Annotated in this window: 9 protein-coding genes and 1 pseudogene; 8 read left to right on the top strand and 2 right to left on the bottom strand. The window is 61.5% G+C overall.

The annotated features are described in order from the left end of the window. Window positions 1-65 precede the first annotated feature (65 nt). Entirely contained in the window at window positions 66-686 is a 621-nt protein-coding gene (locus tag EEB13_RS25475; RefSeq protein WP_141486531.1) for a TetR/AcrR family transcriptional regulator, read from the bottom strand. A 90-nt stretch (window positions 687-776) separates the two neighbouring features. Here EEB13_RS25475 and EEB13_RS25470 point away from each other — a divergent pair, with 90 nt between their 5' ends. After that, a complete protein-coding gene (locus EEB13_RS25470; protein ID WP_141486714.1) occupies window positions 777-2,144 on the top strand; it encodes a cytochrome P450 in 1,368 nt (455 codons plus the stop codon). Between the two features lie 15 nt (window positions 2,145-2,159). On the opposite strand, the gene EEB13_RS25465 is transcribed toward EEB13_RS25470, so the two are convergent. Continuing rightward, a complete protein-coding gene (locus tag EEB13_RS25465) occupies window positions 2,160-3,764 on the bottom strand; it encodes an acyl--CoA ligase family protein (RefSeq protein WP_141486530.1) in 1,605 nt (534 codons plus the stop codon). 156 nt (window positions 3,765-3,920) lie between these two features. Between EEB13_RS25465 and EEB13_RS25460 the strand changes: the two genes are divergently transcribed. The 7 genes and pseudogenes from EEB13_RS25460 (at window position 3,921) to EEB13_RS25430 (ending at window position 13,175) form a co-directional block, all read left to right on the top strand. Further along, a complete protein-coding gene (locus tag EEB13_RS25460; protein ID WP_141486529.1) occupies window positions 3,921-4,772 on the top strand; it encodes a LuxR C-terminal-related transcriptional regulator in 852 nt (283 codons plus the stop codon). Between the two features lie 32 nt (window positions 4,773-4,804). Then, window positions 4,805-5,353, top strand: a complete 549-nt coding sequence (locus EEB13_RS25455) for a GNAT family N-acetyltransferase (protein WP_141486528.1) — start codon at window positions 4,805-4,807, stop codon at window positions 5,351-5,353. A 181-nt stretch (window positions 5,354-5,534) separates the two neighbouring features. Further along, on the top strand, window positions 5,535-6,962 hold the full coding sequence (locus EEB13_RS25450) for an amidase (RefSeq protein ID WP_141486527.1): 1,428 nt from the start codon (window positions 5,535-5,537) through the stop codon (window positions 6,960-6,962). Between the two features lie 258 nt (window positions 6,963-7,220). Then, window positions 7,221-8,855: pseudogene (locus tag EEB13_RS25445) on the top strand (class I adenylate-forming enzyme family protein); the annotation flags it as partial. A gap of 90 nt (window positions 8,856-8,945) precedes the next feature. Next, complete coding sequence (locus EEB13_RS25440; RefSeq protein ID WP_141486713.1) at window positions 8,946-10,391, top strand: acyl-CoA carboxylase subunit beta; 1,446 nt, start codon at window positions 8,946-8,948, stop codon at window positions 10,389-10,391. Then, window positions 10,391-11,398 carry an NAD(P)H-dependent flavin oxidoreductase gene (locus EEB13_RS25435; RefSeq protein WP_261984646.1) on the top strand — a complete coding sequence of 336 codons (1,008 nt, stop codon included), beginning with the start codon at window positions 10,391-10,393 and terminating at the stop codon, window positions 11,396-11,398. Before EEB13_RS25440 ends, EEB13_RS25435 begins: the two co-directional genes overlap by 1 nt. A 196-nt stretch (window positions 11,399-11,594) precedes the next feature. Beyond that, a complete protein-coding gene (locus EEB13_RS25430) occupies window positions 11,595-13,175 on the top strand; it encodes an ABC transporter substrate-binding protein (RefSeq protein WP_141486526.1) in 1,581 nt (526 codons plus the stop codon). Window positions 13,176-13,284 lie beyond the last annotated feature (109 nt).

The following is a 13,284-nucleotide window of genomic DNA, read 5'->3' as shown; positions in this document are numbered from 1 at the left end:
GGACAAGTATTGCGCCTGACGCTAGTTACCCGGTGTGATGGGGCAGTAACCGGATCGGCTGTCTCTCAACGGTGTGCGGTGGACGTGAATTGGTATGTTGCCGCCTCGACGATCTCCTTGGGCGTAATGGAGATCTCCTCGTTCAGCCACGCGGTGACCAGTTCGGCAAGGCCGCCCACGAACAGCAGTCCGTTGATCTGACCTTGATGTGGCGGCCACGCTCGGTCGCCGTACATTCGCGTGGCCTCGTCCGCGACCATTTGCGCGAAGCCGTGCAGTACCGCGCGCCGGTGTGCACGGAGGGGTTCGTATGCAGCGGATTCGATCATTGCCACACGCCCCTTGCGGGGATCGTCGGTGAGGAGGGTGACAAACGACGCGATCGCATTTCGTACGCGTTGCTCGAGCGTCCCGGTGCTCGCTCGAAGCGCGGCCAGGCCCGCGTCGCGGATCTCGTCGGCGATTTTGTCCAATACCTTCTGCAGGAGTTCGTCTCTGCTGGTGAAGCTTTCGTAAAAGTATCGCTCCGTCAACTTGGCCTGGGCGCAAATTGCGGTCATCGTGGCGCCGCGATTACCTGCGGCAGCAAATACTTCCAGCCCTGCCTCTAGCAAGGTTTCCCGCCGCAGCGCCGCCCGCTGATCGCCGCTCAGGCCGGCATATCGACGCGGCATCGGAGGAGTCATAGGTCGATATTGACAGACACAGCAGGTGTGACGCAGACTACATACATCTGACAGGATGCAATGTCAGATAGAACGGGAGTAGAGGTCATAGTGTCCAAGATCCTGGCTCGCCCACCCGCACACTCGCAGTTACACCCGGTTTCGGGCCGCTCAGGGCTGCCCTTCGTCGGGCACGCACTCGAGTACATCCGTGATCCGCTCGCCTTGATGCAAGAGAACTGGGATCGTTACGGCGAGGTCTCCTGGTTTTCGATGGTCGGTCGGCGTTGGATCGCTGTTCTCGGACCTGACGCGTGCCAAGAAGTGCTGCAGAACAAAGATCGAGCATTCGTCAACAGTGACGGGTGGTCGGTCCTTATCGGCCCCTTCTTTCACGGTGGGCTTATGCTTCTCGATTCGGACGAACATCTACGACATCGTCGAATCATGCAGCAGGCGTTCACCCGATCACGACTCGAGAAGACTGTCGACGTTCTCAACCCGGCGATCGACTCGACACTCGACGCATGGACGCCCACTGACGGATTTCGTGCCTATGCGGCACTGAAAACGCTCACCCTCGATCTCGCCACCGACATCTTCATGGGCGGGGCGGAAGGAAGTAGCGAAAGCGAAATATCGGCGGTGAAAAAGGCTTTCGTCGATTGCGTTCAGGCGGCAACCTCGTTGGTCCGCTATCCCGTACCCGGGACTCGATGGAAGCGTGGGCTGGACGGCCGCCGAGTCCTGGAAGCTTTCTTTCGTCGCTACCTACCGGCGCGTCGAAATCGCGAAACCGACGACTTGTTCTCCGTGCTGTGTCACATCGAATCCGAAGCGGGACAACGCTTCAGTGATGACGAGGTGATCGACCATATGATTTTCCTCCTGATGGCCGCGCACGACACCTCCACGATCACCATCTCCACGATGATGCAATACCTGGGCCAACACCCGCAGTGGCAGGACAGGTGCCGGGCGGAGTCGCTCGCGTTGGGGACGTCGACGCCGAGTTATGCAGATCTCGACGGACTGGCCAGCCTTGATCTGGTCATGAAGGAATGTCTCCGAATCGTCTCTCCGGTACCGGTTATGGCGCGCCGAGCGATCCGCGATACCCAAGTGCAGGGGCACTTCGTGCCTGCGGGAACGTATACCGCGGTTGCTCCTCATTTCACCCACCACATGTCGCAGTACTGGCCTGATCCCGAGTGTTTCGATCCCGACCGCTTCGCGGAGCATCGACGCGAAGACAAGGTGCATCGATTCGCGTGGGAGCCCTTTGGCGGTGGTGTGCACAAATGCCTCGGAATGCATTTCGCCGGTGCGGAGATCAAAGCAATCGTGCATCACCTACTCCTACGCTTCGACTGGCACGTCGACGCCGACTATGTCGCCCCACTCAACTTCACATCCCTGCCGTTCCCGTCCGACGGACAACCTGTCGATCTACGTCGGCGTTCCACTCCGGTGCCCTGAGCCCCTACGACCGAGTTAGTTCGACGCCCGAAGCTCGAACTTGAGAACCTTGCCGGTCGGGGTGCGGGGAAGGTCGAGGGGGAAGACGATGTCGCGGGGTACCTTGTACCCGGCCAGCAAGGTGCGGGTGTGCTCGACGATGTCTTCCGCGGATGCCTGTAATCCCTTGCCCAGAACCACGAATGCCTTCGGACGCTCGCCCCACTTCTCGTCCGGAACGCCGACGACGGCCACGTCGATCACGGCGGGGTGGCTCATGATCGCCTGCTCCACCTCGACGGTAGAGATGTTCTCGCCGCCGGAGATGATGATGTCCTTCGCGCGGTCCTTGAGCTGAATGTATCCGTCGGGATGCATGACGCCGAGGTCTCCTGAATGGAACCACCCGCCGGCAAAGGCTTCCGCGGTTGCGGCCTCGTCACGGTAGTACCCGAGCATGACGTTGTTGCCGCGGAGCACGATCTCGCCCATGGTCTGACCGTCGGCGGGAACGTCGTTCATGTCGGGGTCGACGACCCGTGCATTTTCCGCCTGGACCATGCCAACGCCCTGCCGGGAAAGCAGCGCGGCGCGCTCGGACTGTGGCTTCTCGTCCCAGGTTTCCTGGTATTCGCAGATCGTGTACGGCCCGTACACCTCGGTGAGGCCGTACACGTGGACGACGGTCACACCGATGTCCTCGAGCTTGCCGATGATCGTCGGCGACGGGGGAGCACCTGCGGTGGTGATGCGAAGGGCGTCGACCTTGTGGGCATGATCCGCGTCGGCGATGGTGGAGCAGACAGTTGGTGCGCCGCACAGGTGGGTCACGCCCAAGTTGTCGATCGCATCCCAGATCGAATCGGCGCGGACGGCGCGCAGGCAGATGTGGGTGCCGGCGGCCTGGGTAACTGCCCACGGTGTGCACCAACCGTTGCAGTGGAACATCGGCAGTGTCCACAGGTACTTGGTGGAGCCGGTGAACCCGTTGTGGAAGGTTTCACCGAGGGAGTTCAGGTACGCGCCGCGGTGGGAGTACATGACGCCCTTGGGTTTTCCGGTGGTACCCGACGTGTAGTTGATGGCGATGCACTGCTGCTCGTCGTCGACCCCCCAATGCAGTGGCTGATCGGCGATCGCTTCACCTTCTGCCAACAGATCGGCGTACTGCCCGGTGACGATTCCGGTGGGAACCTCCGGGTACGGGACGGTGGAGTCCGGGATCTCGATGATCTCGCGCAGGCTCTGCACGTTTGTTTTCGACGACGCGACGGAACCGACGAACTCGGAGTCTACGAACAGGATCGTGGTTCCCGAGTGATCGAGAATGTACTCGAGTTCAGGTCCGGCGAGGCGCGAGTTGAGGGCGATCAGGATTCCGCCGGCCAGAGGCACGGCAAAATGCGCAAACAGCATTTCGGGAATGTTCGGCGCCAGGTAAGCGATGCGATCGCCGGGCTGGATACGGTCCCGCAAAACACGTGCCAGAGCGGCTACCTCGTCGCCGAACTCGCGGTAGGTGTACGTCCGATCACCGTGAATGACGGCGGTGCGATCTGGGAACACCGACGCGCTGCGTTCGAGAAAGCGCAGCGGGCTGAGCGGGGTGTTGTTGGCTGTGAGTGCGGCGGGTGCAGACACGGGTTCCTCCGAGGTTCGCGTGGTCGGACGTTGCAGCTCACCCGTCACGGTGAATGTGATCGGCGCTACAAACGCTCGTGTTGGACGATATTGGGCTAGCCCACCAGCCGCTACCCTACGAAGTGGGTATCCGCGTTTTCCCGACCAGGAGTGCACGTGAACAGGGTTTTAAGGCCGAGCGACGACGACGCGTTGCGGGCGGCGCTGCGCCGGCTGCAGCCGCAGACGGAACTGCCGGTCCTGTTCGGTGGGGGAGTGAGCGGCAACTCCTTGACCATCACCAGCTACGTCGGGACGCACAGCACTCTGCTGCGCAACCTCGAGATCAACGCGGCATGCGGACTCGGTGGGCGGGCTATCGCCGAGCAGCGCACAGCTGTGGTGCAGGACTACGCCAATTCGTCTCAGATCACCCACGACTACGACTACGAGGTCGGCACCGAGCGAATCGAATCGTTGATGGCGGTTCCCGTGGTCGTTCGAGGGAAAACCCGCGGCGCGCTCTATGGCGGACTGCGCGCCAACCTGCCGATCGGAGATGTTGTTGCAGACAAGATGATGCGTGCGTCGTACTCGTTGGCACGCGAAATCGAGATCCGCGACGAGGTTGATCGTCGTGTCGCGATGATCGACACTGCTGCGGTGGAACAGGTTTCGAGCCGCGAGGCAAAAATATCGGAGACGTTGACGGAAAGTTTCCTCGCGTTGGGTGAGATCGCGGCAGGTCTGCAGGACGAGAAACTCAGTGCGCAGGTTCACGCCGTCGAGGCAAAACTTCGGGCCTTGACGGCGCCTGCAGAGATCGCGAGTGCGATAGTGCTGTCGCCGCGTGAAACGGACGTGATGAGGTACGTCGCGTTGGGGCTGCGCAACGCCGAAATCGCGGAGCACCTGTCCTTGAGCGTCGAAACCGTCAAGACGTACATGCGCAATCTCATGGCCAAACTCGATGTGCGAAGTCGTCATGAGGCGGTTGTCGAAGCTCGTCGTCACGGTCTGATTCTGTGATCACTCACAAATAGAGGTGCAAAGATACCGGCATGGGGCGTCGCATCATTCTGAATACCGAACGGCTGACGTTGACGACTTGGTTCCCGTCCGACTTCGAGGACCTCGCTGCGCTACACGCTGATGCCCTGACCATGCGGTTCATCGGGTACGGACGACCAGATACTCGGGACGAGGCGCAGTCGCGGCTGGACGGGTATCTCGATGAACAGAGAACTCGGGGTTGGACCAAGTGGCGCGTGGAGAACCACGGCGGCGACATGATCGGTCGGGCGGGTTTCGGTGAGTTCGACTCGAGTCGCGAACTGGCGTACGCCTTTCGGCGAGATCAGTGGGGGAATGGTCTCGCTACTGAGGTTGCCTCGGCGTTGGTGGACTGGCACTTCGAATATCCGGCGTTCGACCTGCCGTCGCGTAGCCTGTGCGCGCATGTAGAGGCCGGACATCGAGCGAGTATGCGGGTGCTCGAGAAGGTTGGCTTCGATTTTGTGGACATGCGCGAGTACAAGGGTGTTACCTGTGCGTTCTTTCAGTTTCCCGTCGTAGTGCTGCCCGGGCCGGCCGGGAAATCCGACGCGTAGCCGATCTGGGACGTGAAAGTTATTTTCGGCCTTCACGAACCCTTACCGGCGATGGCCTGCTTGATTGCGATCCGCCATCGCGCTTGTCCCGGTAAGCGGAATCCTCGAGACCCGCCGCCGTTGTGGTTGATATGACGGACCTCACAATCGCACAAGCAGCACACGAGTGATGAGGGCATCGATGCAGGATTTGTTCGACAACAGTGACATGACGGGCCTGGCCGGGGCGATTCGCAAGGGGGACGTATCCGCCAAGGAGGTCCTGGAGTTCAGCCTTGACCGGCTCGACGAGCGGAACCCGGCCGTCAATGCAGTGATCAGCGAGCGCCGCGACGAAGCTCGGAACGAGGTCGCTGCCGGTCTTCCCGAAGGCCCACTGCAGGGTGTGCCGTTCGTGATCAAGGACCTCGGACTTGATGTCGCGGGTCTGCCGAGTACCAACGGATCTCGTTTGTTCGCCGATGCTGTGGCGCAGGAGGATTCGACGCTCGTCGAGCGATACCGTCGTGCGGGTCTGGTGATTGTCGGTAAGACGAACACTCCGGAGTTCGGCAAGAATGCGAGTACCGAACCTGCACTGTTCGGCCCCACCCGCAACCCGTATGCACTCGATCGCTCACCCGGTGGGTCGTCGGGAGGCACGGCTGTAGCTGTTGCGGTGGGAATCGTGCCCGCGGGCCATGCCAGTGACGGCGGCGGCTCGATCCGCATCCCGGCGTCTGCGTGCGGCCTGGTTGGTCTCAAGCCGAGCCGTGGTCGTACCCCGACGGCGCCGGCACGAACTCTGTTTGCGTCGCCGATGGGTGTTCACCACGCGCTTACTCGCAGTGTGCGCGACACCGCTCTGCTCCTCGATCTTTCCGCTGGACCCACTGTGGGCGATCCGTACGTGATCCTGGCGCCGAAGCGGCCGTACGTCGAGGAAGTGGGCGCGGATCCCGGACGCTTGCGGATTGCTCTGAGCAACGCGCTACCGGACGGCACGCCGGTGGACCCGGAGTGTGCGGCCGTCACCTCGAGCGTCGCCGGTCTGCTCGAAGAACTCGGCCACCATGTTTCCGAAGGCGCCCCGGACTTTCCGCTCGATGCACTGACTTCCGGGCTTTCCGTGTTGATGGGCATACCGATGACCATCGAGGTCGATGCACGACTCGAGGCCGTGAACCGCGCAATCCGCGACGACGACCTCGAACCGATGGCTCGGATGATCTACGACCGCGCGAAGTCCGAAACCGCGACCAACGTAGTCAAGGCGCTGCAGGAACTCGAGCGAGCAGCGCAGGTGATCGGTGCGTTCTTCGTCGATCACGACCTGTTGCTGACCCCGACGATGGCTCGCCCGGCCGCTCCGCTTGGTCTCCTCGATACGGCAAATCCCATGTCGATCTGGGAGCACTCGGCCGGATACAGCGGATTGACCAGTCCGTTCAACAGCTCTGGTCAGCCGGCGATTTCGTTGCCGATGGGTCATGACTCGGCCGGTGTGCCTATCGGCGTCCAGTTGGTTGCCGCCTTCGGGCGCGAAGATGTGCTGATTCAGGTTGCGTCGCAACTCGAAACGGCGCGCCCGTGGTCCATCGCTCCGGTGTGGCCGCCGACCCAGGGATAACAGTGCGCAGTAGCGGTCCGGCGGTGGTTTCATGCCCGCTGCCGGGCCGCTTTGTCGTGTGTGGAGGCGTTCGACAAGCCCGTGGAAATTCAAAAAGTATTTCTAATCGAAATATCGCATATCGAACGACTTTTCTGCGTAGTATCCACAATGAGCGGTGGTGAGTAGTTGCGTCGGTGTGGAGCGAACAGGCTCCGATCCACACGGACGGGGCCGCCCAGCGCGATCGAACTGCGTTGTCACAGAAATGGATCAAGGATGGTCGTTCAACCGGACATGGCATATCGGCGCTCTCTGGCCGTGGCAGAACTGACAGGCCCGGGGCAGTTGTTCGAGGTGGCTGAAGAACCCGTGCGCGGGCACGTCATGCCGGTGTTCAAGAATCGTGCGCACACGCTCCGTGAGCTTCTGGCGGCGTCGGTCGAGCACGGCGACACCGAGTATCTGGTGTGCGACGAACTGCGGATTACCTTCACCGATCACTTCGCTCGTGTGGCATCACTGGCAGAGGAGTTGCGAAGCGCGTATTCGATCGGCAAGGGCGACCGCGTGGCGATTCTGTCTGCGAACAACGCACAGTGGATCATCACCTTCTGGGCGGCGACGTCCCTCGGGGCGATAGCGGTCGGGATGAACTCGATGTGGTCGGCTCCCGAGATCGACTACGGCATGCAGCATTCCACTCCGAAACTTGTTGTCGCCGATGCAAAACGACGAGAACTGCTCGGTGAGGTCGGCGTGCCGGTGCTGTCCACCGAAATCGACGTACCTCGCTTGTCCACACTGCATGCCGATGCAGCACTGTCGACCTGCGCCATCAACGAGGACGACCCTGCCGTCATCCTGTACACCAGTGGCACAACCGGGCGGCCGAAAGGTGCGACGCACTCGCACCGGAACATCATCACGGCAAACGACTTTCACCGATTCAACGATGCCTTGGCAACGCATTTCGGAAACCCACCCGCGAACCGTCGGTTTCTGCTGTCGAATCCACTGTTCCACATCGCGTCACTGCACAACCTTGCCGTGCCACGATTGTCGATCGGGGACACCGCAGTCATCTACAGCGGGCGATTCGAGATCGAACGCGTGCTGCGATTGATCGAGCGCGAGCGGGTCACCAACTGGGGTGCTGTGCCGACCATGGCGAATCGCCTTGTTTCACATGGTGATCTGTCTCGATACGATCTATCCTCGCTCAAGACGATGTCACTGGGATCGGCGCCGTCGTCAACCGCTCTGAAGGAGAAGGTTCGCGAACTGCTGCCGGTGGCGGGGCGTTCGTTGGGGACGACGTACGGGCTCACCGAGTCGTCGACCGGAGCCACCTTGGCGACAGCCGCCGATCTGGAGGAGTACCCGGATTCCGTGGGCCGCCCCGTCGTCACGATGAGCGTCGAGATCCGGGACGACAACGGTCATCGACTCCCGGACGGTTACGAGGGTGAGATCTGCCTGCGCGGACCGCACGTGATGGTGGGCTACTGGAACAACGATGCGGCGACGGCCGCCGCGCTCGACGATGAAGGATGGCTGCGTACAGGCGATTTGGGATTCATGGCCGATGGTCACCTCCGCGTCAGCAGTCGTAGATCGGACTTGATTCTGCGTGGTGGGGAGAACGTCTACCCCGTCGAAGTGGAGAACGTCCTGAGCGAGCACCCGTCGGTGCAGGAATGCGCGGTGATCGGAATTCCCCACGCGGACTACGGCGAAGAAGTGGCCGCAATTGTTGTGGTCGAGGAGCCGGGATCCGTCTCGGAGGCAGAGTTGCTCGGGTACGTGCGGGAGCGTCTCGCTAAGTACAAGGTGCCTTCCCGATGGCGACTGACCACAGAACCGTTGCCGCGCAATGCAACCGGAAAGGTCGTGCGTAAACAACTCGACGTTGACGGCGAACCGGCGATAGTCTCGGAGAATCGTCACGCGTGGACTTCGCTGCTGACGGCACTCGACGAGCGTCGTCGGGCTGCACAGGAGATGGGTGGCCCCGACAAGCTACTGCGGTACCGGCGGTTCGGGCGCGTTGATGCGCGCGAACGAGTATCGAAGTTCCTGGACGAGGATACATTTCAGGAAATCGGCGTACTGGCCGGCGACGCGTCGATCCCGTCCGACGCCTTCGTTGCGGGGTCCGGACTTGTCGACGGCCGTCCGGTGCTGGTCGGTTCGGAGGATTTCACGGTTGCCGGCGGATCCATCGGAACGGCAGCGGCCACCAAGCGCGCCCGGATCGCAGAACTTGCCAAGCGCGAGCGCACTCCACTGGTGATGATGCTCGAAGGTGCCGGGCACAGGGCAACCAACGCACTGCACCCACACCGGCCGGCGCCCAACGATCTGCAGGCAATGGCCGAGCTTGCCGGATTGGTCCCGACGGTTTCGATTGTGTGCGGACCCTCGGCTGGGCACGGAGCTCTTGCTGCACCGATGTCGGATTTTGTCATCATGGTCAAAGACCACGGCGCGATGTTCACAGCCGGCCCGCCGCTGGTGGAGGCGTCGCTCGCCGAGAAGGTGACAAAGGAAGACCTCGGCGGTAGCGCCGTGCACGCTGAAGTGAGCGGAATCGCCGACAATGTTGCGGCGGATGTAGACTCGGCGCTCGAGTTGACGCGTAAATACCTGTCCTATTTCCCGTCGAACGCGTGGAGTCGCGCGCCACTGGCGGATCCTGACACTTCGGTTGCGGCGCCGCGCTCCCTCGATTCTCTTCTCGACGTAGTTCCGCCGAATCCTCGTATCCCGTACGACATGCACGACGTGTTGTCCGTGATGGTGGACGAGGGCACCCTGTTCGAGCTGCAACCGCAGCACGGTTCTTCTGTCATCACAGTGCTGGCAAGGATGGGTGGCCGGGTCGTCGCCGTTGTCGCCAATCAGCCACTGGTGCTTGCCGGTGCGTTGGATGTGGCCGCGGCGGAAAAGGCATGCCGGTTCATCGAGATGACCGGAGCTTTCCATATCCCGTTGATCTTCCTGGCCGACAACCCGGGAGTTCTTGCGGGAAGTAAGTCCGAACGGGACGGCATACTGCGGGCGAGCGCTCGAATGTTCGCGGCGCAGCATCGGTCCACCGTGCCGAAAATGCATGTGACAGTGCGCAAAGCCTTCGGATTCGGGGGCTCGGTCATGGGTCAGAATGCTTTCGACAATCAAACCGTGTCGTTGTCGTTCCCGGGAGGGATGCTGGGAGGTATTCCGGCTGCCGTGGGTGGGAGCACCTCGAAGGCGGACGAGCGGACACAGCGTGCATTGATCGAGAACGAGGCTGCAGGTCCGTGGCGTCTGGCAAGTTCGGTGACGTACGACGACGTCATCGATCCACGCGAACTACGCAACGCGCTGCTCGGTGCGCTGAGGCTGTCGAGTGGGCGAGATGCGGAGCCGGTTGCCCCGGTGGTGCACACCGGATACTTGCCCTAGTGAAATCCGACGTGCCACCGGGCTTTCGGACCAGATTCGGAGCTCGACTGCGGATTCCGCTGATCGCCGCACCCATGCTGAGAGTGAGCGGGCCGGACCTCGTGTCGGCAGCCTGCGCGGCGGGCGTCGTCGGCGCCTTTCCGACGGCAAACGCGCGCACGGCAGAGGAACTCGATTCGTGGCTGGCGACATTTGATCGTGCCAATGAGGAGAGCGGCGGAGAACTGGCACCGTACTGCCCCAATCTGATCATGAGAGCGCCGCGACTGGCAGACGACGTTGAGTGCTTGGTTCGCCGCCGAGTGGAAATGGTCATCGCGAGCGTAGGCTCACCGGCCCCGATCATCGGACCGCTCCACGATATCGGCGCTGCGGTCTTTGCCGACGTCGGCACGCTTCGTCATGCCGAAAAGGCAGTTGAAGCCGGTGCGGACGGACTCGTGCTGCTCTCGGCCGGAGCGGGTGGGCAGACGGGGTGGATGAACCCGTTTGCCTTCATCCGTGGTGTCCGTGAGTTCTTCGACGGCACAGTGATTCTCGCGGGCGGAATCTCCGACGGGCAGGCGTTGTGGGCTGCCGAGGTGGCAGGCTTCGACGCGGCGTACATGGGCACACGTTTCATCGCGAGCGACGAGAGTTCGGCGTCGGCGCAGTACAAGGACATGTTGGTCGAGAGCACGATGGATGACGTGGTGTTGACCAACGCTTTCACCGGACTGCGGACGAACATGCTTGCTCCGTCCATCAGAGCGCAGGGGCTTGATCCCGACACACTGAACGAGCAGATCTCCGTGAAAGAATCGGCCGAGCTGTTCGGACCGGGGTCATCAGAACCGGGGCCGAGAAGGTGGACCGACGTCTGGAGTGCGGGCCATTCGGTGTCGGGAGTGAAACGACGCAGCCCCCTTTCGGAAGTAGTTCGCGAAACAGTCGCAGAGTACGAGGACGCCCGAGCGAGAACACGTTCGGTGCTGGAGCAACGACGAGCAGCGAACGCAGACTCCTGAGCAGACGTTTTTCGATAGTCACCTTCCCGGTGATCGGGACAAGGATGGATAACTCCTGTGCAGGTTGCCATTGTCAAAACTAGTTCCGAAAAAACGTATACCTAATAGACATATCCGGGTTAGTCTGCCTGTGAGCCGAAGAGACCGTGTGCGTGGGGTTTCTCGCCGACTTTGATCTATCTCGAGAGGGAATTCGATGAGCGGAAAATGGAACGGCAAAGGCAAAATTGCCGCAGTGTCGCTGGTGGCTGCCTTGGCCGTCGCGGGATGCGGCGGGGGCGGCGGCACCAGCACTGCAGGCGGCTCCACTGCATCGGCCGCAGATATCGACCGAGCGGCCGTACTTCGCGTCACCGCGTCTGCACCGACCAGAAACCTCGATCCGTACCTCCAGACCAGCTACGGCGGTTGGGGCTACCTGACTCCGATGTTCGATCGCTTGACCATGGTGGACAAGGAGGGAAATCTTGTTCCGGGACTTGCGGAGTCGTGGGAGTTTTCCTCTGACGGAGGGTATCTCGAGCTGAAGTTGCGAGACGACGTCTCGTTCCACGACGGCACCAAGTTCGACGCCGCCGCCCTCGCCGCGAACGTCCAGCGTGGAAAGACGATGGCAGGCAGCACTGTTGTCGCCGCGCTCGACGACATTACGTCCGTCGATGTTGTCGACCCGACTACTGCCCGGCTGAACCTGACCAAGGGTTCCGGTGTGGAGCTACCCGGGCTGTTCAGCACCAATGTCGGCATGATGGTCAGCCCCAAGACCATAGAAGCCGGCACGGACATCCGAAACGATCCGGGCCAGAGCGGATCCGGACCGTACACCGTCACCAACTACGTACCCGAGGAATCTCTCGAGGTTACTCGTGCACAGGGCGACTACTGGGATCCAGCGGCCGGACTGCTCGGTGGAATCAGCTTCAAGACCATGCCGGACGCGACAACGCGTTTGAACGGAATGCAGACCGCCGCCACCGATATCAGCTGGGTGAGCTCGGCCAACGAGATCGTTCAGGCGCAGTCGCTCGCGGACCGCAACGTGCTGGGTATCGACAAGGTGAAGTTCCGCAATGTGCTTGGTGTCTTCATGCGAGCACGTGACGACCTCGCGAAACCCGAAGTGCGCCAGGCTGTTGCACACGCCATCGATCCCGAGGCCATCAGCGCGCTCTTCTCGGGAACCTGCACCCCGTACCGACAGATGTATCCGGAATCGAGTTGGGCGGCCGACCCGTCGTACCAGTACCCGTACACCTTCGACGTGGACAAGGCCAAGAGCCTGGTCTCCAGTGCCGGTGGAGCCAAGATCACACTGACATTCGGTGCCGGAACAAATACCGAAAAGCCTGCCAACGTTATTCAGTCCTCGCTGGCAGCAGCAGGATTCGAGGCGGAGCTCAATCCCGTTCCGAATACCCAGAACGAGCCCGGCTACATCGCCGGCACCTTCCAGTCGATGGTGTCGAACAGCTTCAGCCCCAAGGTAGACCCCGCTGAGACCGTCAATACCTTTGTCGTGGGTCCCTACGACTTCGGTAACGGCAATCCCGAGATCGCCGCACTGGCGACAAAGGCTGCCAACCCGACGTTGTCGCAGGACGAGCGGGCCGGGCTGTACCACGAGATCTGGTCGAAGACACTGGCCGAGGCCATGTTCGTCCCGATCTGCAATCAGACGAACGCGACGATCTTCAGTGACAAGGTAGTCAACGCCGACAACATCCCGTGGGTTGACACCGGAATCTTCGATCTGCGCTACGTCGGAATGACCAAGTAGCACTGCAGATTCAGAAATCTTGCTGATAGACCGATCTGCTTCGCAGGTGATGCGACAAAGAATTCACGCAGACGCATCACCTGCGAAGGGGAACCGCCGACAAGACCGG

This window comes from Rhodococcus sp. WS3 (assembly GCF_003797085.1).
GTDB lineage: Bacteria > Actinomycetota > Actinomycetes > Mycobacteriales > Mycobacteriaceae > Rhodococcus_F > Rhodococcus_F globerula.
The sequence above is the reverse complement of the archived record's forward strand: the minus strand, read 5'-3'. Positions and strand labels throughout refer to the sequence as shown.

Bases quoted from the DNA above. Each gene is read 5' to 3' on its own strand.
- EEB13_RS25475 (WP_141486531.1), bottom strand. From the start codon at position 686: ATGACTCCTCCGATGCCGCGTCGATATGCCGGCCTGAGCGGCGATCAG.
- EEB13_RS25455 (WP_141486528.1), top strand. From the start codon at position 4,805: ATGGGGCGTCGCATCATTCTGAATACCGAACGGCTGACGTTGACGACT.
- EEB13_RS25450 (WP_141486527.1), top strand. From the start codon at position 5,535: ATGCAGGATTTGTTCGACAACAGTGACATGACGGGCCTGGCCGGGGCG.
- EEB13_RS25440 (WP_141486713.1), top strand. From the start codon at position 8,946: ATGGGTGGCCCCGACAAGCTACTGCGGTACCGGCGGTTCGGGCGCGTT.
- EEB13_RS25430 (WP_141486526.1), top strand. From the start codon at position 11,595: ATGAGCGGAAAATGGAACGGCAAAGGCAAAATTGCCGCAGTGTCGCTG.